The sequence below is a fragment of the Streptomyces sp. CA-106110 genome (assembly GCF_050936285.1).
GTDB lineage: Bacteria > Actinomycetota > Actinomycetes > Streptomycetales > Streptomycetaceae > Streptomyces.
In genome coordinates, this window is record NZ_JBNJNB010000001.1 from 4,424,987 (window position 1) to 4,444,204 (window position 19,218).

Sequence of the window (19,218 nt, forward strand, 5' to 3'; positions counted from 1 at the left end):
AACCAAGCCCTACTAGTGCTGTGACCAAGAAGGTTCACCGGTTGGGGTCTGTTCGCCGTTTGGTAGTCCGGGGACCGGCCGCCAGGCCGTTTCTTCAGTTGGCTAGAAGGGACAACACGTCAGCGAACGACACGGTCGTGTTGGGTTCGAGGCGCGTCGTTTCGCCTCGAAAGGACCGCACCTCTAGCCAGCTCTGCGGCGATGCGGTCGGCAGGATGTCCACGAGTTTCTGGAGGTCGGCCGACCGGTGGACCTTGAACTTCGGTGATGGTCGGTAGTACGACGGCTGGATGTCGAAGCGCATGTCGACGACGGGATACGGCGAGCGTCCCCAGTCGCTATAGGGCAGCGCAGCGTGACCGTGGATGCGGGCGTCGACCAGCACCTCCGGGTCCTCGTCCCCGATCTCGCAGTTGAACACGGGGAAGGCTGTCGCCACCCGCGCTGCCGCTCCCGGGTATGCAGCGCAGGCTCGGCCCAGTGCCGACGAGCAGAACAGTGCGTGGTCGAAGGACCCGACCGGGCTTGGCAACGGGACCTTGTGGTGGGACCGGCCGTCGAAGGCGAGGTCGCGCCTGGAGCAGAGGAACTCCAGGAACCCGGCGACCACCGTGTCCTGGTGGCTGCCGGCTCGCACTGCGAAGCGGACCGCGCTGCGTCCCTGCTCACGCAGCACGTAGTACTCGAAGAAGCCCATCGGGTGCTCGGGCGTGCGCGCGCAGCGGTAGACCTGGTCGAATCCGTCGACCGGCAGGAACTGGGGTACCGGCGCGTAGGGGCCGGCGGCCCCGGTGATGACGTCCAGCACCGGTGTATCGGCCTCGGCTTCTGCCGGATCGCAGGGCGGGTCCACTTCGGTGAAGCCCTTGCGGAGACGTTCGTTGATCTTGCGTGTTGCGTGGCGCCGTGCCTGCTCCTCGTCGTCGAGCGTCGTCGTGCTCCCCTTGCCCGGGGTTCGGTCGGAGCCCCACTTGAGGAAGCAGCGGATCCCTTCCTGACGGATCTCCCAGTATTCGAGCGTGGCCTCTTGCCGCTCGAACCGCCGCCATCTGGCCATCCGTCCTCCCGTGCCGCCTGCGGTGGGCCTGCGCCGGGACCGCACGCGGGTGACCCTATCCCTCGCCTGCGAGCTCGCCTTCACCGATGGTCAGGACACCGGGATGGACCTCCGTCCCCCCAGCGGATGCCTTTCTCACATCCAGGAGCTGCGCTGAGCCCTGCGGGCGTCGGTGTGGCCGTGGGGGCCGACATCGCGACCCCTCCCATGAGGAACGCGGCGGCGCACCAGAGCGGAGGTGCCGGCCCTGCCGGCCGCCCGCCAGGGCCGCGTTCGGGGCCTCGTTGAACCGGCCATGAGCCCGGACTCCGTCCCGCCGATGTCCGGCAGTTGCTCGACCGGCTCGTCGAGTCCGACGGGCCGGTCCACACCTTCGAGTGTCTGGGGGTGCCCGCCTCGGCGGGCGCCCCCAGACACTCGAAGACGTCGATGGCAATGGAAGAGGAACGACAAAGGGGAGTGTTCTCATGTGTAAGCCTGAATGGCGGCGTGCGCGCGTCCAGGCGCAGCGCCTGGTTGATCTCGCGCGGATGCGCCGTGTCCGAGACCGGATCGACAGGGAGTACGCGCGGCCGCTGAACGTGGAGGCGCTCGCCCGTGATGTGCACTTGTCCGCCGTGCACCTGAGTCGGCAGTTCCGGGCCGCCTACGGTGAGTCGCCGTACGCGTACCTGATGACGCGTCGCATCGAGCGGGCGGCGGCACTGCTGCGGCGGGGCGACCTCAGCGTCACCGAGGTCTGCTGCGCGTCGCTGGGCACGTTCACCACCCGCTTCACCGAGCTGGTCGGCATGCCGCCCGGAGCCTTCCGGCGCCAGGCGGTCTATGCGGCCGCCGACGATGCCGATGCCGCGGGTACGGCCCACGACGCAGGCTCGGCGATCACGGTGGAAGGGATGCCCGCGTGCGTGGCAAAGCAAGTCGCGAGACCGGTCAGGAATCGAGAAGCCCCGGCCGCCGCGCGGCCCCTAGCGTGATGGTCATGGCAACCACCACTTCCACCGCAGCCCACACGTCCCTCGCGTCCGTCACCCTTGAGGTGGCCAACCCCGAGGCCGCCCGCCGCCTCTACAGCGCCTTCGGCGTGGACACGTACATACGTTTGCGGGCGTCCGAGGTCCACTCCACCGGATTCCGCGGCTTCACCCTGGCGCTCACGGTGTCCGGGCCGGCCACCGTCGACGGCTACGTCGCCGCAGCTGTGGATGCCGGAGCCACGGTGCTGAAGCCCGCCGCGAAGTCGCTCTGGGGTTACGGCGGCGTCGTCCAGGCCCCGGACGGAACGATCTGGAAGATCGCGACCTCGGCGAAGAAGGACACCGGCCCCGCCACCCGCGAGATCGACGAGGTCGTCCTCTTGCTCGGCGTCGAGGACGTGAAGGCCACTAAGCAGTTCTACGTCGGCCGGGGTCTGACCGTGGCCAAGAGCTTCGGCGGCAAGTACACCGAGTTCGCCTCCGACGCCTCCAGCTCCGTCAAGCTGGCGCTGTACAAGCGCCGCGCCCTGGCCAAGGACCTCGGCGTTCCCGCCGACGGCACCGGCTCGCACCACATCGTCCTCGGCAGCACCGCCGACACCTTCATCGACCCGGACGGCTTCGCCTGGGAGGCCGCGGCGTAGCTCGCCCCACGTCGTCCTGACTCCCGACCCTGCACTTTTGCACCGCCCTGTCTCACCTTGTACGAGAGGAAACCTGCCATGCCGTCCACGAAGTCGCCCGCCGAGAACTCCGGCACGACCACCGAGAAGTACGACGGATTCACCGCCGAGGAGCGGGCCGCGATGAAGGAACACGCGCAGGAGCAGAAGAAGACGGCGGCGCGGCGCGGTTCGTCCCGGGCTGAGAAGGAGGCGGCAGCGGAGCAGGACGTGCTCGCGAAGATCGCCGAGATGCCGGAGACGGATCGGGTCCTCGCCGAGCGGATCCACGAGATCGTCAAGACCGCCGCTCCGGACCTCGCGCCCAAGCTCTGGTACGGGATGCCCGCGTACGCCAGGGACGGCAAGGTCGTCTGCCACTTCCAGAGCGCGGAGAAGTTCAAGTCGAGGTACGCCACGCTTGGCTTCAGCGACCAGGCGGCACTCGACGACGGCGCCATGTGGCCGACCGCCTACGCCCTGAAGGAGCTGACCGCGGCCGACGAACAGCTCATCAGCGCGCTCGTGAAGAAGGCGGTGGGCTGAGGCCGACCGGGGCGGAACCAGCGGCGAAAGCGACCGAGCCGTGGAAGACGTTCACGCGCCCTAGACGCGGTGCGCCGCCACGGCTGACTGGTCCAACAGGAAGGCGAGTTGGAACGCGTCAGTTCTGCCCTCCACCCGACGTGCTCGCCGCCCAACGCCACGAGCGCGCCCGCATCCGCAGCAAGAAGAGCATCCGCTGGGGCGGAAGTCCCGCTGCCGCGTGACCAGTCGTCCAGCAAGTCCGGGGCCGGTCAGGCTGACGAGGCCATCTCCTTCGGGCCATAGAGGGCTGCGGTCTCACCAGTGATCAGAACCCAATATCGGTCGCCAAAGGACCAGTGCCACCACTCGGTGGGGTAGTTCACCAGCCCCGCGTCGGTGAGTACGGAACCCAGCAGCTTCCGGTTGGCCCGGGCCTCCGTGCCGATGTTGGCGGCGTGGGTGTAGCAGGCGCCCTCGCTCTCCTCGGGGTCCGCGTTCATCCGGGTGCCCAGGTCCAGCTCGCGCCCCTCGGCATCAGCCAGGGTGAGGTCCACGGCCGCGCCGGCGCTGTGCGGAGCGATATCGGGCGGTGATACGTACCGACTCGCCGCCGAGTGGATCTGCTCGGCGGACCAGTCGGCATGGATGGCCTGCAGCTGGCTGGCGTACTCCTCGAAGTACGCGCGCTGGAGCGAGGGTGGCCGGTATCCCTCAACAAACAGCAGTCGCAAGCCCTGCGGGAGAAGCTCCTGGGCCTTCATCAGCCGCTCCACCACACCTTCCCGCAGATATGCGTAGGCATCTGCCGGGTCCTGCTTGCGCGAATCGATCAGCAACGAGCCGCCCCGGCGGACGTCTACGAGACGTTCACCGCACTCCGCAACGGGTATGGCGGCAACCTTCGGATCCGACATCAAGACGATCTCACTCATAACGCGATCATCTCGCAGGACTCACCCGGTGAACCTTCCCGGTCAGAGCACTAGCCTCGCCTCATGAGCCGTGAGTACACGGTCGGGTACACCTTCCCCCTCATATGTCCACACTGCGAGAAGCCTGCGTTGGCCACGATCACTGGCGAAGCCGCCGGCGGTGGCGAGGAAGAACCGCCATACCTGCTTGAGCTGGCCCGATGCAGCGTTTGCAACCAACCATTCCTCACCGTCGAAGAGGACTACGGGCAAGGCTGGGATGGGCCAGGCGTGCTCTGGCCCGAGCAGCTCCGTCCCTTGAGTCATCACGTTCCTCAGTCCTTGCGGCGAGAACACGAGGAAGCACGCCAGTGCTTTAAGGCCAAGGCGTACACAGCCACGGCAGTCATGGTCCGCCGCACGCTCGAAGGTGTTTGCAGCGAGCAGGGAGTGTCGGGCCAATAACAGGAAGCCTCCGGACGGGAACGCCGTAACGCCTTCTGGTAGATACCGAGAACCACCCGATAGCCGGGGCACATCCGCATGCCCCGGCCGTAGCCACACCGGCCCGTCACTCGAACCAATCCAGCTCCTTTTCGATCTTCTTGTTCATGGCCTGCTCCTGGCCGTAAATGCACCCTTCGTGGACGCGATGGATCACCTCAGGCGAGTTGCCGACCCGACGGGCGACCTCGGCCACGGGTACGCCGGCGTTCAGCCACGTCGTGATGCAGGTGTGTCGCAGGTCGTACGGCCGCCCTCCGAGGATGGACGCCTGAAGGTCCAGGCCCCCCGCGCTCGGCCGGGCGCCTGGCCTTTGACCGCACCCCCTCGACCTTCGCCAGCGTCGTCTCCAGGCCCAGCTCCGCTGCGATCTCCTTTGCCTTCACCGGACCCTTGCCTGCTGATCGCTGCTCTTCCAACACGCCCAGAATCCGCTGGTAGTCGGGCGCCAGCACGGTCACCGGCAGCCCGTCCCGCCAGGGGCGGCTTGAGAGACGGCTTCTAACAGAGCCCGATCACCTGGCGGATCTATGCCGCATGGCGGGAGTTCGCCATCCGAAGATCTTGCGGCCCGAACCCTTCATCCGGAACCGTGCGATCCACATCTCTCGGGCCGCCCCGCCTTGCTCCGCGGCGCACTGGCTCGACCTGCAGGAGGTTCCTCGATGAATTTCCATAGACCGGGAAGGCGACTCAATACCGTCCTTCTCGCAGTCATGGCCACCAGTGCTGCCATGCTCCCTTCCACGTCTGCGGTGGCCGCCTCCGCCTTTGCGTCGTCTTCCCCGGCTCCGGGCTCGAGCGGGTCTTCCGCCTCCCACGCGCCCGCCGTCAAGACGCCACTGGGCAAGGGCCTGCCGGTTCAGCAGCCACGACAGCGCACCGGCGTGGTACCCGGCCAGGTCGTGGTGACCCTGTCCGCGGGCACGTCGGTCACCGGGAAGCCACTGACCGGCCACCGGTTGGCGACGTTGGCTCCGCAGACGGACAAAGCGGCGGTGAACTCCGCCCTTCGTGCGGTCGGCGCCAAGGCGATGCGCACCGTCATCCCGGCGCTGTCCCAGTCCTCTGGAACTGCGCTCCGCAAGAACGCCGCCTCGCAGCCGGCCGCGGCCTCCGCTCTGTCGCGCACCTACGTGCTCCAGACGGCAGAGCGTGACTCCGATGCGGTGGCGAAGAAACTGCGCAAGACGCCTGGTGTCGCGTTCGCGGAACCGGACCGCTACGTCAACACGCTGGACGTGCCGGGCCAGCAGCTGCCCGCGTCCGTGGTCAAGGCCGCCGCACGGGCGGCGGCAGCGCAGGCTCATGCGACGCCGTCGGATACGGCACGTGCCACCACCGACTCCGATGGGATTCCCAGCAACTACGGCCTGGCGGATTCCGCTCAGGCGCTGCTCAACGCCGGCGGGGTCGACGCGACGGGCGCCTTCGCGACGCTCAAGGACAAGTTCGGGCAGGAGCCCGGGGACGGCGAGATCATCACCAACGTCTCCATCGGAGACCTGGTGGACCAGTCGATGGTGAACGACAGCAACCCGGCAGCTGTCCGAAGCGGAGCCACCACCATCCTGCAGGATGGTCAGCGCTACCTCGACCTGCCGTCGATGCCGCTCATCCCGACCTATGTGTCCGATGGGCAGGGCGGCCTCAGCGGCTCCGCCGCGGTCCAGGGTGAGGACCCCGCGTTGGACGAGGTCCTGCTGGACTTCAGCGTCATGAGCCCGCTGCCCCACGACCTGCAGCGGCCTGACCGGGTCGGGAGCGGCTACACCGACCTGCTCGGCATCGCGCCTGGTGCCAAGTACCGTCTCGTCGTCCCGCAGACCCCGACGACCGATCAGATAGCCTCGGCCCTCATGGCGGCGGCCAACCAGTCGCCCCGCCCCAACGTGATCACCGCCAGTCTCGGCATCGGCACTGACACCCTGGGCTTCGCCGGGCGCTACCTGGAGGACGACCCGGTCGTCCGCGCCACGGTCCAGCACATCGTCAAGCAAGACGGCATCGTGGTGGTCATCTCCTCCAACGACGGCACCCGCCTGTTCACCAAGGCGGCGGTGGGCCCGGACGGTGGCAGCACACCGACCGACCTGGCTGCCGACGATGCCGCGGCCACGAACATCGACGACGTCGCGTTCTCGTCGGTGCCGTCACGGGATCCGGACACCGGCGCCATCGCGGCCGGCGGCACCACCCTGGACGACACGCTCGCCGACCCGGCGGGCAGCCCCACCGTGGCCGAGACCCGCATCAGCGGCTTCGGCACGTTCTCGTCCGGCTTCGGCAGCCGGGTCGACCTCTCCGCGCCCAGCGACAACATCCCCGCGTTCGTCCACCCCGTCCAGACGCTGTTCACTCCCGCCGGCGGGCCCTCGGACGTGAATGTGAGCCTCAACGGCGGCACGTCCGCGTCCGCACCGGAGATCGCCGCAGCGGCGGCCGTGGTGCTGCAGGCGTCCCAGCTGGCCGGACACCACCTGACGCCCGCCGATGTCCGCACCCTGCTGGAGCACACCGGGCGACGCGTCGCCAGCCCGCGGCAGATCGACCAGACCCTGCATGTGGGACCGCAGATCGACGTCACCGCGGCCACCCAGGCGGCTCTCGGCTCCGCGTACCAGGACAAGCCCGCCCTGGTGCGGCTGTCGGTCGCGCACCGGGTGACCCGCGGCAGTCTCGGCGGCATGTTCACGGAGACCTCGGACCCGAACCGCATCGATCTCGGTGACGCTGCCTCCGGGGGCAACGGAGAGGGTCTGGTGGGTCCGGTCACCTTCGCGGGCGACGTCACGGGCCTGCCCAGCGACACGGACGCCCAGTACCGGCTGACCGTGGGCTCAACCGTGTGGACGTCCGACACCCCGGCGATCCGTGTGACGCCGCGTCAACTGCTCACCGCGGCCGGTCTGCCGGTCGTGTCCACGAGCGACCGCACCGTCGACCTGCGCTACGACGTGCTGGTCAAGGGCAACGTGGTGGCGAGTGCCGCCCGTACGATCACCGTCGGTCCCTCCGACGGCACATATGCGGAAGCCCACGGGCCGACGGCGCCCGCGGTCGCCCCGCTGGGACACTCGGTCACCGTGCATTACGACCTGACCGGTGTCAGCGGAATGTCCAACCCGGCCATCGCCGTATCCGGCGTGGGCCACTGGAACCCCGGACTCGGACCGATCTTCTACCCGGCCTGGACGCAGCCTCTGACCGGCACCTCCGGCAGCCTCACCATTCCGGCCAGCGCCTTCCACGGCGGTGCCGGCCTCTACGGCATCGGCATCATCCAGAGGTCCGGGAACCTCGCGAACAACGTCTACGCCGAGTTCACTCCGATCCGCATCGGCACCGACCGTGCCGAAGACCGCCCGGTGGCGCCGCTGATCACCGACGCGAGCGGAGTCCCCGGCCACTTCGCCATGGCCGACCGCGCCCACCCGAAGTTCCGTCTCACGTACGACGCCAGTGCCGTCCACGGGGCGGCCGCGGCCGAGGTGGAGTTCTCCGCGCCGGGGCCGACGGGTGGCAACAGGTACAACACGTTCGACAACCCCAATGGGTCGCAACTGGACAATGACGGCATCAACACGCCGTCCGTCCTCCACCAGACGCTGTCCGGAACGTCGGGCACGGCCGACCTGGACATCCTGAAGCTCGGGCTGCCCACATCCGAGCTGTACAACGTGCGCGTGCTAGCGCTGGACAGCGACCACCAGGTCATCGGACAGGCTTCGCCGACCGCGGAGTTGGAGGTCGACGACGGTCTCGCTCCGGACGGCGCGCGGGTGCTCGACTTCGCCTTCGCCGGCAAGGACTCGCTGGTCTCCCTGCTGGACCCGGACGGTACGTCCATGGTGCGGCCCTACGACCCAGCAACAGGCACCTACGGCCCCGCCCTGACCACCGACAGCACACCGAAGTCCACCTACGCGGTGACCGGGGTGTCAGCCACCACCCACCGGGCCCTTGTGGCCCACCAGGCCCAGCCGAACGGCGACGTCGACCTGCAGATCTGGGACACCGCGAACCGGACGATGGTCGCCCAGCAGACGCTGTCCGCCTCGGACTACGCCTTCGTGAACGCCAAGGTCGATCCCGCCCGGAACCGGGGCGTCGTCCTGCTCCACCGGGTGTCCGACAACACCGACGTCCTGCTGCCGATCAGTCTGACGACGGGTGCCCCCTCCCCGGTGATTCCGATCCCCGTCTCCGGCGCGGGAGTCACAGACCCAAGCGCCGCCCCCGTCCAGTGGTCGCAGCTGGCCATCGACCCCAAGGACGGCACGGTCGTCCTGCTGCCCACCGGTATCTCGTTCTGTTCGGGCACCGTCAACGCTCCTCGCATGGACCTCGACACCGGTACCGCCACGCTGGCCGGGGACACTTCCCGGTGCAGTCACGGCCTCGCGATCGACGATGCGGGCAGCCCTTACAACGCGTCGAACACGGGATGGAGCACCAAGCTGCCCGCCCCCAGCGTGATCACCAAGATCGACCCCAGTGGTGAGCCCGACTCGATGCTGGTCCGCCAGGACCGGAGTGGTTCCGAGCTCACCGTCGACGGCGGGCGCGACCTCGCCTTCGAGAAGTTCAACGGACCCGACGGCCTCCACCTCTTCGGGCTTCCGACGCTGGTCTTCGACAACAACGCGATGGGGCAGATGGACGTCGTGGACCTCAAGACCGGCGAGCGCGTGAAGACGATCAACGGCACCTACGCGTACCCGGACGGCAGCCCGCTGATGACCTTCCCGCTCGGCGCGACCCGGCAATCTCAGGACGGACAGTCCATCCAGCTGGACCCCACCACCCGCACGGGATACACGATCGGCATCAACCACCAGGAGATCCAGCAGTTCTCCTACTGATGGTGAGCTGACCACCGGCAGGTACCGGGGCGAGGAACGGCAGCCCGTTCCTCGCCCCTTGGCGCACCCTGGTTCGGCAGAACAGGGGTTCAAGGATCAGACCCAACTCCGGGAGTGCTGCTCCTCAAGCGTCTCTGATTGGCTTAGCGATCCTGAGCGTTGCTCAGCCTTGGGAGCCAATCGCCTTCGTGCCCTGGTACTGAACGACAGGAGCCGCCAGCCCGCGTGGCACGTCCCTCCGGACGCTGGTCGACCGGGCCGCAAGACCCGACCGAGGAGGGTGCCCGACGTCGCCTGGGCGCCGGGCGTGCGCGTAGCACTCTGCCACAGGTTCACTACGCTTCGCTAATCCAACTGGTGAGCCTTGATCGGTCCTGTGGGGTCTGCGCGGGGCGCGAGGCGGTCACGGAGTAAGCACCTGGTCAGCCAGGACGCTGGGCGCGGCCTGTAAATCTGCCGGCGCCGCATCCTTCCCGTGAACGCTCAGCGGGCTGGGAGGAATCTCGTAAGGAGGGCACCCGACACACCTCCGACACAGTCTGTGCCGCTGGTGCCCTATGACGAACTCCGCCGCACCCATGAGGGCTGGGGCTGTCAAGGCGTATGGGGCCGCGGCCCGGCGTTGTGCTGGCGCCGGGTTGGTTGCCGTTGTGGATAGGGCCGGTGGCCGTGGTCCCCCGAGTCGTGGTCGTGCGCGGAGGACTCGCGCGCACCCATTCGATCGTGACCGAGCGGGCCGGATCATGACCTTCTTTCGGGGGCCGGGCTGCTCATTCAGGTCAACGAGCGCGGCCGTTGCCGGCTCATGCGGCAGAGCGGGCTCAGCCGGGGCTTGGTGTCCCGTCCTAGGAGTGTGGTCATCGGGTCGTGGGGGCCGACTCCTTCTGCTGTTGAGCCGCGTCGAGTGTGCGCAGCACGTGGTAGGCGTGGGTGAGGAGCTTGCGGGCCACCGCAATGGTGGCGATCTTCCGGCCGCGGCGGTGGGCGATCTGCTCGAAGCAGGCGGCATAGGGCGAGGTGCGCTTGGCGGTCTGCGCGGCCTGGTTCATGATCCAGCGCAGCCAGGGGTCCCCCTGCTTGGAAATGTGTCCGTAGCACACCGTGCGGTCCGAGCCGCGCACGGTAGCTGTGAGTCCGGCCCAGGAAGCGAGCTTGCGGGCCGAGGAGAATCTTTGGGCACCTCATGCAGGTTGCCCTCGACGGACGCGACGCCGACTGAATCCGACAGGGTTCGATCGTGATCGGGCTGCTCGCAGCGGGCTTCCTGGCGGCCACTGCCAGAGAGGTGGTGCGTACGAAGCGGCAAACGGAATCAGGCAAGACCCCATACACCCACCACCCCAGGACCTAGTGCCGCGTGGCGGTCACGCGGCTCCAGCCCTGCCGCCCCGTTACGCGCCATGTCAGCTTCGACCGCCCGCGTAAGGTGCGGACATGCGGCGTGAGGACGCTCGATCTGCCGGGCGGCCGAACGCGGCGGCCGCGAGAGCCAGCAGCAGACCGGTCACGCCGACGACGACATTGTTGACGATGGTCTTGGTAGTGCTGACGTTACCGTCCACGACCCACGGCGATGAACCGGTAGACCTCGCTGAACCGGTAGACCTCGCTCACGATCTCCGTCTGCGGCCGCTGCCCCGTACTGCGCCGTCGCCCGCACACCCGCATGAGACGCGCACCGCGCCACTGCGTACGGGAAGCCGAACAGCACCGGTCGAGCAGCAGAGGACCGCAGTGCAGCGGCAGTCGTGCGCCGCGAGAGCTAGGATCCGGGCCATGGCTCTGACCATGAACGACGTGGACCGGTTCGAGGCCTCCAGGCCTCGCCTGGAGGCCATCGCCTACCGACTCCTCGGCTCCGCGAGCGAGGCCGAGGACGCCGTTCAGGAGACGTTTCTGCGCTGGCAGGCCGCCGACGTCGACCACATCGAGGTCCCCGAGGCATGGCTGACGAAGGTTCTCAGCAATCTGTGCCTCAACCAGCTCACTTCGGCCCGCGCGCGGCGCGAGACCTATGTGGGCCAATGGCTGCCCGAGCCGCTGCTCACCGGGGACCCGATGCTCGGCCCGGCTGACACCGCCGAACAGCGCGAGTCGGTCTCGTACGCGGTCTTCGCCCTGCTGGAACGCCTCTCCCCCAACGAGCGGGCGGTGTACGTGCTGCGGGAGGCCTTCGACTACCCGCACCGGGAGATCGCCGAGATCCTCGACATCACCGAGGCCGCCAGCCAGCAGATCTTCCACCGTTCCAAGAAGCACGTCGCGGACGGCAAGGCCCGCGCCGAGATCGACGAGGCCGCCGCCCGGCGGATCATCGATGAGTTCCTCGCTGCCGCCACCAGCGGCCAGACCGAGCCGCTCGTGCGGCTGCTGACCCAGGACGCCATCTCGATCGGCGACGGCGGCGGGAAGGTCCCGGCCCGCGCCAAGGCGTTCGAAGGCGCCCTTGAGGTCGCGAAGTTCATGCGGGGCCTGTTCAAACCCAGCAAGGCCAAGCGCGCCCTGGTCGGCGGCTCACCCGAGGTCTACGCCATGACCGCCAACGGCGACCCCGCCATCGTGGCGGTCGTCGACGGCCGGGTCGTCGGCGTCATGTGCCTGGAGGTCACCGCCGAGGGCATCGCCGCCATCCGTAACCAGGTCAACCCCGACAAGCTCGAACGCGCGACCCAGCGGTGGGCGGCCGCCGACCACGGCGAACCCCTGCTCAACGCCTTCTGACCCTGATGTGAGGTGCTTCACATCGCGTTCCTGTCAGGAAACGGCGGGCCGCCCGGTTCAGGTGGCGAATCCGCTCAAGACAGGAGCCAGGAAATGCAGCACCGCATCGTCGTCCTCGGAGCCGGATACACCGGCACCACCGCCGCCGGGCGCCTCGCCAAGCGGCTGCACCGCGAAGACGTCGCCATCACCCTCGTCAACGCCGAGCCCGACTTCGTCGAGCGCGTCCGGATGCACCAGCTTGCGGTCGGCCAGGACCTCAAGCCCCGGCCCTTCAGCGAGATGTTCGCGGGCACCGGCGTCGAACTGAAGCAGGCGAAGGTCACCGGCGTCGACGTCGACCACAAGACAGTCGCCGTCATCGACGCGAACGGCGCCGAGGAGTTGGAGTACGACACTCTCGTGTACGCCCTCGGCAGCGACTGGAACGACCAGGGCGTCCCCGGCACCGCCGAGCACGCCTACGAGATCGCCAGTCGCCCCGGAGCGCTTCGGCTGCGCGAGCGCCTGGCCCGCCTGGTCGCCGGACAGACCGTGGTCGTGGTCGGCGGTGGCCTCACCGGACTTGAGGCCGCAACCGAGATCGCCGAGGCCCGACCGGACCTCGACGTCGCCCTCGCCGCCCGTGGCGGCCTCGGCGGCTGGCTCTCGCCCAAGGGCCGTCGCCACCTGCGGAAGGTCTTCGACAAGCTCGGCATCACCCTGCACGAGCATGCCGCCGTCACCGGCGTCGAGGCCGGCCGCGTCGTCACCGCCGACGGCACGTCCATCGCGGCCGCGGTCACCGTGTGGACCACCGGCTTCGCCGTCCACCCGATCGCGAAGGCCACCGCCCTGGACGTCACCGACACAGGCCAGATCGTGGTCGACGGGACCATGCGCTCGGTCTCGCACCCGGACGTGTACGCCATCGGTGACGCGGCCATGGTGATGGGCCCCGGCGACCGGCCGCTGCGGATGTCGTGCGCCTCGGGCGTCCCCACCGCGTGGCAGGCCGCCGACGCCATCGCGGCGCGCTTGACCGGCGGGAAGGTGCCGACCGTGTCGATCCGCTACTTCAACCAGTGCATCTCGCTGGGCCGTAAGGAAGGCGTGATTCAGTACGTCACCGCCGACGACCGCGCCGTCAGGGCGGCCATGACAGGACGGCTCGCCGCCGTCTACAAGGAACTGGTCTGCAAAGGTGCGGCCTGGGGCGTCGCCAATCCGACGCTCGGGATGCCGACCCGGCGCCGCCGCGTCCTGCGGGAGCCGGCCCGGGCGGGTTCGGTGGTCAAGGCGTCGGTCTGACTCGCACGGCGCGAGGGCGCCCGACTTGGCCGTGAGCCGGCGCGTTCCCCAGAGGATCATCGGCGGGCAGGCCTGTACCCAGGCCGTGGATGTCAGGAGTTGCGCGGGGCTACCAGGCCGGATTCGTAGGCGAGGACGACGAGCTGAGCGCGGTCACGGGCGTGGACCTTGGCCATGGCCCGGTTGATGTGGGTTTTCGCGGTCATCGGGCTGATCACCATGTGGTCGGCGATCTCGTCGTTGGACAGGCCCTGCGCGACCAGTGCGACCGCCTCGCGTTCGCGGTTGGTCAGCTCTTCCAGTCCGGTGCCGGCAGTGGTGTTGAGCGGCTGGGCGACGTACTGGTTGATCAGCTTGCGGGTGATGGACGGTGCGAGAAGGGCGTCGCCGCGGGCGGCGACGCGTACGGCGTGCAGGAGGTCTTCCGGCAGGATGTCCTTGACGAGGAATCCGGCGGCGCCGGCGCGCAGCGCGTTGAAGATGTATTCGTCCATGCCGTAGTTGGTCAGGATGACGACGTGCACCTGGGCCAGGGCCGGGTCTGCGGCGATGAGCCGGGTGGCCTCGATGCCGTCGACGACCGGCATCTGGATGTCGATGAGCACGATGTCGGGCAGGTGTTCCTTGACCATCGCCAGGCCCTCCTTCCCGTCGACGGCCTCGGCCACCACCTCGATGTCGTCTTCGAGGTCGAGGAGTGCGCGGAATCCGCTGCGAATGAGTGGCTGGTCGTCGATCAGCAGGACGCGGATCACGACGTCTGCTCCACGGGGAGTTCGGCCTGGACGGTGAAGCCGCGCTCGCTGCGGGGTTCGGCGCGCAGTCGGCCGCCGAGAGCGGTGACGCGTTCGCGCATGCCGAGCAGCCCGAGGCCGAGCGTTGGCGCGGTGTCTGGCGTGGCCTTGCCGTCGTCGTCGATGCGTATCGCGAGGGCGTCGGGCCGGTAGTCGATCCGGACCGACGCGGTAGCGGCGGCGGCATGGCGGGCGATGTTGGTCAGCGACTCCTGAACGATCCGGTAGGCGGTCCGGCCCACCGCGGCCGACACATCGGGCCGCTGTCCTTTGATGGTCAGCGTCGTCTTCAGACCGGTGCTGCCGGCCCGCTCCACCAGCTCGGGGATGTGGTCGAGCCCACGGGGCGGTGCGGTGTCGTCGTCGCGCAGCGCCTGAAGGGTCGCGCGCAGTTCGCGAGTCGCCTCACGTCCGGCTTCCTGGATCGCCAGCAGGGTGTGCGGCACCTGCTCGCCGCGCCGACGGGCCAGGTGGACGGCAACTTCGGACTGCACCTTGATGATCGAGATCTGGTGGGTGAGGGAATCATGCAACTCACGTGCGATGTGCAGCCGTTCCTCATCGGCCCGGCGTCGCGCGGTCTCCTCACGGGTGCGCTCGGCTTCGTCCGCCCGCCGCTCGGCCTGCCGCACTGCCTCCCCCGCGGCAAAGGCGGCGATCAGCCAGGCCAACTCCAGGACGCTGCGGGGTCGCGCGAGCGCCTCGCCCGCAGGCCCGTCGTGGAAGACCAGTGCCGTCAGGTTCAGCGCGACCAGCATGGTCACGGACGCCGCCACCGTGACGGCACGGTGCCCGGCGCGCACCGCGCCGTAGACCGCGACCAGGTACGACACGGCGAGCACGTCGAAACCGGCCGCCTGATACCCCACCGCGCACAGCCCGGTGACGGCCAGGACAACAAGCGGAGCCCGGCGGAGTGCGGCCAGCGCCAGTCCGCCGGCCGCCAGCAGCGCGTAGCCGAACAGATCGGGTCCCGTGCCGGGGTGCTCCCCGGACCGCCCCGTGCCCAGAAGCAGCGCCGCCACTCCGGCGGCGATCGCCCAGTCTGCGACAGCGGCCGGGACACGGATCCGTCCTTTGACCATGCGCGCACCCTAGCCGGATGTCGCGGCGGGCGAGTCCCGCTCGTGGACGAGCGGCAGGTTACCGCGCACGCGGTAGTTTCGCGGCGCGTGCGGCATCGGCGGTAGCGCAAAGTGTCTGCGTCTGCGGAACGACCGGCGGTGGGGCCGTCGGACATGCTCAGGCCCTGACCAGTCGCAGGACGAGAAGGAGTACCTCATGGCAGTCGGATTTACGCTTGCCGCACCGACGGCCGCGCATGCCTTGGCCCAGTCGGCCCACGTCGATTCATACACCCTGACCGCCGCGCGATTGTGGGCCTCCTCGGCCGCGCTGCTGGGGCTGGCCGGCGCGGTCATCGGCGGGCTGGCGCTGGCACGTTCCGTCCGCCGCATCGGCAACAGTGGGAAAAGGGGGGCTGTCGTGGCCCTGGTGTCCGGGCTGATCGCCGTGCTTAACGGTGCGCTGAATCTGGCCGTCGCCGACGGTGGTCCCGGCACCGGCAACGGAGTAGTCGGTGGCGCCTTGGCCTTGGTGCTGGGGCTGATCGCCATGGTCCTCGGTCGGCTGGCTCTGACCCGCTCCCGCCGCACTGCCGCATCGACTGACCACAGCGAATATGAGCGCACGTTCGGATCTGCCTGAAAATTTCCCCCTGTTCGTCGGCCTCTGGGCAAGTTCTTCGATACGCGAGAGCAGCCCGACGGCCTGGCCGAACCTTCAAGGACTACCAGTCATTGGCTGATGGCCCAGGCGTGGTATCAGTCCGAAGCAGCTGAACCGCATCAGATCAACTGAGACAACATCCGGCATCCACTCGCCCAGGACTACATCAACCAAGATTCCCGGCATCCCCCACCTCAACTCGACACCGGGCGGCTGCTCCCGCGGAATGCCGGTGTCGGCGACGAGGCGGTCCACCGGTACCCGCTCCGGCTCGCCGCCGGCCGTGTGCGCGGTCTCGATGAGCGCCTGGTCGCCGAACAGCAGCCCCACACGGGCCGTCATGCGCTCGCTTATAGCGTCCATTCCTCTCGGTAGTCAGGGTGGTCGGCCCAGATGGCCGCCACGGCGCGAAGGCAGACCCGCGCGTGGCTGCCGACCATCCAGGACCACAGATCGACCCTGTCGCGCAGCACAGCAGTCTGCCGCCGGACGCGGGCCGGGTCGAAGCGGGCGATGTGCTCGCCGAGGACCGGCACGATGCGCTCGGCGATGACTATGCCGCTCTGCGCGAGCACGGCGGGTTCCTCGTACGACCAGGCCTCTCCACCTGTCCGGCGGACGGTGGCGTTACGGGCGGTCTCGTCGTCCTCATCGAGTCGGGCGCGCAGGAACGCCACCAGGGCATCTTTCACCGGGGTCTCCTGGAGGTGGCGAGCGCAAGGGGCAAGAGGATGAGCATGCTCGCCCGATAGGCCAGGGTGATGAGGATCGGCTCGCCGACGAACAGCATCAGGACGAAGCCGATGAGGCTGCCGGTCTCGGGGCGAATGCCGATCAGGGGCATCGTGCCGCCGACGAGGACGATGATGGTGCGCCAAGTCACCCACACGGCTGCTAAGCCAGCAAGGATGGCGAGGGCGCTTACCGACACGGGCGGATCGTTACGGGGCATGGCGATCCCTAGGTCGTGCCTGCGTGGGGGGCGGGGTGCCAGTGTGCAGGCCTGTGCAGTTCCTGTGAAGGGATGCGGCACTCCTGGCAGCCGGCACCTCCAAGATCACACATTCTCGGAATGCAGTTGCCCCTCGCCTAGGGGAAACTGTGGCCATGGTCACGCGTTGCGTGAGCGTGGAGGCGTCTTGCGGACCTGGCGGTCGCCGCATACGCATCGATGACGAGGTCCTGGGCACGGCGTACTCGCTGCGCGATTTGGCAGTGTTCCTGCGACACGCGGGGCTGGTGGGCTGGGATGAACTGGACGTAGCCGAATCGGACCTCATCGAGTGGCACGGCGGTGGGCCGGAAGTGTGGGCGCGCCAGGTTTGTCCCGACGGCTGGGCGGGCCCGGAAGGTGGGCCCGCCTCGCTGGTGTGAGGGAGGCGAGCGGGGGGGCGAGCCTCGCTGCGCGGAAGCCCTTCGAGCGATGCATTGGTCGCGCGTTCTGGTGCGGAGGCCCATGCCGGTCAGCTTTGCCACGGCCTGACGGCCCCTGCCTCCGGGCACCACGGGAGACAGGGGCTGTGAGCCTCGACTCCTGCGTTAGGGGGCAACTGAGCCGAGGTATTGAGACACGTACCCGCATGCGGCAGGGCTGGAGCTCCTCCGGGCGGGTGGGCCGTCGCCAGCCGGCTGGAGCGGTCTACCGGGCCCGCTTCGCCCAGTCTGCGGTAGCGGTCGGCCCACCGCTGGGCCGTGGTGGGCGAGACCTGGAAACGTTCGGCGGCCCGCCGCAGCGGCCGGCCGTCTTCGCCCACGCAGCGGGCCAGACGCAGACGTCCGGTCTCGGTCAGGGGTGCATCACGGTGGGGCACGAGGGCCTTCCGGTCGGTGTAGACGTCGCAATCCACACCGAGCCCGGAAGACCCTCACCTGTTCAAGCCTCCTCAACCGAGGCCTGACTCACCTGTCCACAACCTCCCCGGACAGAACACCTGGTCGCCGCCGGGGCGCCCGCTGCAAACCGTTGGTCCGCCGTGGCGCCGGCCCCGCGGACCCGACCTCCGAGTGAGCAGCGAGTGAGGGACGTGTGCGGAAAGAGCGCTATGGACGTTCGCCCAGTTCAGGGGCTCATTTCCGTACGCCTGGCGCCTGCCCTCCGGCGCCGTGTGCGCAGGTTCGAATCCTGCCGGGAGCACCCTGCATGAGGTGCCCAAAGACCCCGTCACCAGCGGAAACGCTGAGTACGGGGTCTTCGTGTTTGTGCAGCCGTATGCCACCGAAAGCGGCCCTATGCCGGGATCCGTGGGCGAGCTGTGGACGGGATCTTGGGGCATCGGCGCAGGTGAGGCCCGGAAGCGGCCGAGGCTTCTGACGCGGGGCGGCCTGGTGGTACTACTAAAACCAGCGCGGCAGCCCGTGAGTCTCATAACGGGTGTGGAGGCGCACATGGACGAGCGCAAGTCCGCCCTGAGCGGCGACCGGGATAAGTACGCCCCTCCCTTTGGGTCGGGGGCCCTGGCGATCGTCGTGGCCATCGTGGTGTGGATGGCATTCGGGCCGCTTGGGCCGTTGTGGCTCTATGTCCTCAGCTGGGCGGTGGCGCTGGCTGCAGCGAACGGTGTCTCCAGGCTGCTGATACGCCGCCTGGGCTGGGCTCATCGCGGGGCCGGCCATATCTCTGCGCCGGGCCGGCTCGTGGCGGGGCTGCTGCGGCTCGGTCCGGAATCGTGGCTGCTGGCCCCCCGCTGGGCCAAGGCCCGATCGATCGCCGTGGGTTTCCTGATAGCCGCCACCATTGCCGGAGGCATGGGATGGAAAGCTGGTCAGGAGTACCAGATGCTGTCGAACCTTCGGGACCGGGGCCACAGGACGGACGCAACCGTAGTCGAGATCACCAGCCGGTCGGAGGACGGCTGGGCGACCTCCGTGACCGTGCGCTTTGGCACACCGTCCGGCCCCGTGCGCACGGATATCGACGTCGCGGTCAGCTCAGCGACCGATGCAATGCCAGGAACGCACATACCCGTCGTCTACAACCCGACGCGCCCCACCGAGGTCCGCCACATTGCCTACCTCGACGGACGCGACGCCGACGGAATCCGACAGGGGTCGATCCTGATCGGGCTGCTCGCGGCAGGCTTCCTGGCGGCCACTGCCAGAGAGGTGGTGTGCACGAAGCGGCAAACGGAATCAGGCAAGACGCCAGACACCCACCACCCCAGGACCTAGTGCCGCGGGGCGG

General features: G+C 68.7%; 16 protein-coding genes and 3 pseudogenes. 9 read left to right on the forward strand and 10 right to left on the reverse strand.

The window, feature by feature from the left end:
* Positions 1-94: 94 nt before the first annotated feature.
* Positions 95-1,057 (reverse strand): WGR domain-containing protein, encoded by a 963-nt coding sequence (locus tag ACQEXA_RS20355; protein ID WP_432932535.1) that lies wholly within the window; start codon positions 1,055-1,057, stop codon positions 95-97.
* A gap of 467 nt (positions 1,058-1,524) precedes the next feature.
* On the opposite strand from ACQEXA_RS20355, the gene ACQEXA_RS20360 reads away from it, so the two are divergent.
* The 4 genes and pseudogenes from ACQEXA_RS20360 to ACQEXA_RS20375 all read left to right on the forward strand — a co-directional run.
* Entirely contained in the window at positions 1,525-2,034 is a 510-nt protein-coding gene (locus tag ACQEXA_RS20360; protein WP_432932533.1) for a helix-turn-helix transcriptional regulator, read from the forward strand.
* Positions 2,034-2,678, forward strand: coding sequence for a glyoxalase (locus tag ACQEXA_RS20365; protein ID WP_433130747.1), 645 nt, complete (start codon positions 2,034-2,036; stop codon positions 2,676-2,678). The genes ACQEXA_RS20360 and ACQEXA_RS20365 overlap by 1 nt, the downstream gene beginning before the upstream one ends.
* A gap of 78 nt (positions 2,679-2,756) precedes the next feature.
* Entirely contained in the window at positions 2,757-3,242 is a 486-nt protein-coding gene (locus ACQEXA_RS20370) for an iron chaperone (RefSeq protein ID WP_432932529.1), read from the forward strand.
* A gap of 134 nt (positions 3,243-3,376) precedes the next feature.
* Positions 3,377-3,466, forward strand: a pseudogene (locus tag ACQEXA_RS20375) (integrase); the annotation flags it as partial.
* Between the two features lie 27 nt (positions 3,467-3,493).
* Here ACQEXA_RS20375 and ACQEXA_RS20380 read toward each other — a convergent pair.
* Together ACQEXA_RS20380 and ACQEXA_RS20385 are read right to left on the reverse strand one after the other, a co-directional pair.
* On the reverse strand, positions 3,494-4,156 hold the full coding sequence (locus tag ACQEXA_RS20380; protein WP_432932527.1) for a M15 family metallopeptidase: 663 nt from the start codon (positions 4,154-4,156) through the stop codon (positions 3,494-3,496).
* Between the two features lie 550 nt (positions 4,157-4,706).
* Positions 4,707-4,835: a hypothetical protein gene (locus ACQEXA_RS20385; protein ID WP_432932526.1), complete on the reverse strand. Its 129-nt coding sequence runs from the start codon at positions 4,833-4,835 to the stop codon at positions 4,707-4,709.
* A 520-nt stretch (positions 4,836-5,355) separates the two neighbouring features.
* Between ACQEXA_RS20385 and ACQEXA_RS20390 the strand changes: the two genes are divergently transcribed.
* The gene (locus ACQEXA_RS20390) at positions 5,356-9,504 is read left to right on the forward strand and encodes a S8 family serine peptidase (RefSeq protein ID WP_433130749.1); all 4,149 of its coding nucleotides are present in this window, start codon (positions 5,356-5,358) and stop codon (positions 9,502-9,504) included.
* An 857-nt stretch (positions 9,505-10,361) separates the two neighbouring features.
* Here ACQEXA_RS20390 and ACQEXA_RS20395 read toward each other — a convergent pair.
* Positions 10,362-10,667, reverse strand: a pseudogene (locus ACQEXA_RS20395) (transposase); the annotation flags it as partial.
* 613 nt (positions 10,668-11,280) lie between these two features.
* Between ACQEXA_RS20395 and sigJ the strand changes: the two are divergent.
* Both sigJ and ACQEXA_RS20405 read left to right on the forward strand, forming a co-directional pair.
* Entirely contained in the window at positions 11,281-12,225 is a 945-nt protein-coding gene (sigJ, locus tag ACQEXA_RS20400; protein ID WP_432932520.1) for an RNA polymerase sigma factor SigJ, read from the forward strand.
* A gap of 93 nt (positions 12,226-12,318) precedes the next feature.
* The gene (locus ACQEXA_RS20405; protein ID WP_432932518.1) at positions 12,319-13,515 is read left to right on the forward strand and encodes an NAD(P)/FAD-dependent oxidoreductase; all 1,197 of its coding nucleotides are present in this window, start codon (positions 12,319-12,321) and stop codon (positions 13,513-13,515) included.
* Between the two features lie 92 nt (positions 13,516-13,607).
* On the opposite strand, the gene ACQEXA_RS20410 is transcribed toward ACQEXA_RS20405, so the two are convergent.
* Both ACQEXA_RS20410 and ACQEXA_RS20415 read right to left on the reverse strand, forming a co-directional pair.
* Positions 13,608-14,270, reverse strand: a complete 663-nt coding sequence (locus ACQEXA_RS20410) for a response regulator (RefSeq protein ID WP_432932516.1) — start codon at positions 14,268-14,270, stop codon at positions 13,608-13,610.
* On the reverse strand, positions 14,267-15,394 hold the full coding sequence (locus ACQEXA_RS20415) for a sensor histidine kinase (protein ID WP_432932514.1): 1,128 nt from the start codon (positions 15,392-15,394) through the stop codon (positions 14,267-14,269). Before ACQEXA_RS20415 ends, ACQEXA_RS20410 begins: the two co-directional genes overlap by 4 nt.
* 196 nt (positions 15,395-15,590) lie before the next feature.
* Between ACQEXA_RS20415 and ACQEXA_RS20420 the strand changes: the two genes are divergently transcribed.
* A complete protein-coding gene (locus ACQEXA_RS20420; RefSeq protein WP_432932512.1) occupies positions 15,591-16,016 on the forward strand; it encodes a DUF6223 family protein in 426 nt (141 codons plus the stop codon).
* A gap of 75 nt (positions 16,017-16,091) precedes the next feature.
* On the opposite strand, the gene ACQEXA_RS20425 is transcribed toward ACQEXA_RS20420, so the two are convergent.
* The 4 genes and pseudogenes from ACQEXA_RS20425 to ACQEXA_RS20440 form a co-directional block, all read right to left on the reverse strand.
* The gene (locus ACQEXA_RS20425) at positions 16,092-16,379 is read right to left on the reverse strand and encodes a hypothetical protein (RefSeq protein WP_432932510.1); all 288 of its coding nucleotides are present in this window, start codon (positions 16,377-16,379) and stop codon (positions 16,092-16,094) included.
* 8 nt (positions 16,380-16,387) lie between these two features.
* Entirely contained in the window at positions 16,388-16,729 is a 342-nt protein-coding gene (locus tag ACQEXA_RS20430; RefSeq protein ID WP_432932508.1) for a DUF6221 family protein, read from the reverse strand.
* Entirely contained in the window at positions 16,726-16,989 is a 264-nt protein-coding gene (locus ACQEXA_RS20435; protein ID WP_432932506.1) for a hypothetical protein, read from the reverse strand. Before ACQEXA_RS20435 ends, ACQEXA_RS20430 begins: the two co-directional genes overlap by 4 nt.
* A 673-nt stretch (positions 16,990-17,662) precedes the next feature.
* Positions 17,663-17,848, reverse strand: a pseudogene (locus ACQEXA_RS20440) (helix-turn-helix domain-containing protein); the annotation flags it as partial.
* 574 nt (positions 17,849-18,422) lie between these two features.
* On the opposite strand from ACQEXA_RS20440, the gene ACQEXA_RS20445 reads away from it, so the two are divergent.
* Positions 18,423-19,205 (forward strand): DUF3592 domain-containing protein, encoded by a 783-nt coding sequence (locus tag ACQEXA_RS20445; protein ID WP_432932502.1) that lies wholly within the window; start codon positions 18,423-18,425, stop codon positions 19,203-19,205.
* The last annotated feature ends 13 nt before the right edge of the window (positions 19,206-19,218 follow it).

What these genes read in the sequence shown, in the direction of transcription:
- ACQEXA_RS20420 (WP_432932512.1), top strand. Translation starts at nt 15,591, where the DNA reads ATGGCAGTCGGATTTACGCTTGCCGCACCGACGGCCGCGCATGCCTTG.
- ACQEXA_RS20445 (WP_432932502.1), top strand. Translation starts at nt 18,423, where the DNA reads ATGGACGAGCGCAAGTCCGCCCTGAGCGGCGACCGGGATAAGTACGCC.
- ACQEXA_RS20425 (WP_432932510.1), bottom strand. Translation starts at nt 16,379, where the DNA reads ATGACGGCCCGTGTGGGGCTGCTGTTCGGCGACCAGGCGCTCATCGAG.
- ACQEXA_RS20360 (WP_432932533.1), top strand. Translation starts at nt 1,525, where the DNA reads ATGTGTAAGCCTGAATGGCGGCGTGCGCGCGTCCAGGCGCAGCGCCTG.
- sigJ (WP_432932520.1), top strand. Translation starts at nt 11,281, where the DNA reads ATGGCTCTGACCATGAACGACGTGGACCGGTTCGAGGCCTCCAGGCCT.
- ACQEXA_RS20405 (WP_432932518.1), top strand. Translation starts at nt 12,319, where the DNA reads ATGCAGCACCGCATCGTCGTCCTCGGAGCCGGATACACCGGCACCACC.
- ACQEXA_RS20355 (WP_432932535.1), bottom strand. Translation starts at nt 1,057, where the DNA reads ATGGCCAGATGGCGGCGGTTCGAGCGGCAAGAGGCCACGCTCGAATAC.
- ACQEXA_RS20380 (WP_432932527.1), bottom strand. Translation starts at nt 4,156, where the DNA reads ATGAGTGAGATCGTCTTGATGTCGGATCCGAAGGTTGCCGCCATACCC.
- ACQEXA_RS20370 (WP_432932529.1), top strand. Translation starts at nt 2,757, where the DNA reads ATGCCGTCCACGAAGTCGCCCGCCGAGAACTCCGGCACGACCACCGAG.
- ACQEXA_RS20415 (WP_432932514.1), bottom strand. Translation starts at nt 15,394, where the DNA reads ATGGTCAAAGGACGGATCCGTGTCCCGGCCGCTGTCGCAGACTGGGCG.
- ACQEXA_RS20390 (WP_433130749.1), top strand. Translation starts at nt 5,356, where the DNA reads ATGGCCACCAGTGCTGCCATGCTCCCTTCCACGTCTGCGGTGGCCGCC.
- ACQEXA_RS20435 (WP_432932506.1), bottom strand. Translation starts at nt 16,989, where the DNA reads ATGCCCCGTAACGATCCGCCCGTGTCGGTAAGCGCCCTCGCCATCCTT.
- ACQEXA_RS20365 (WP_433130747.1), top strand. Translation starts at nt 2,034, where the DNA reads ATGGTCATGGCAACCACCACTTCCACCGCAGCCCACACGTCCCTCGCG.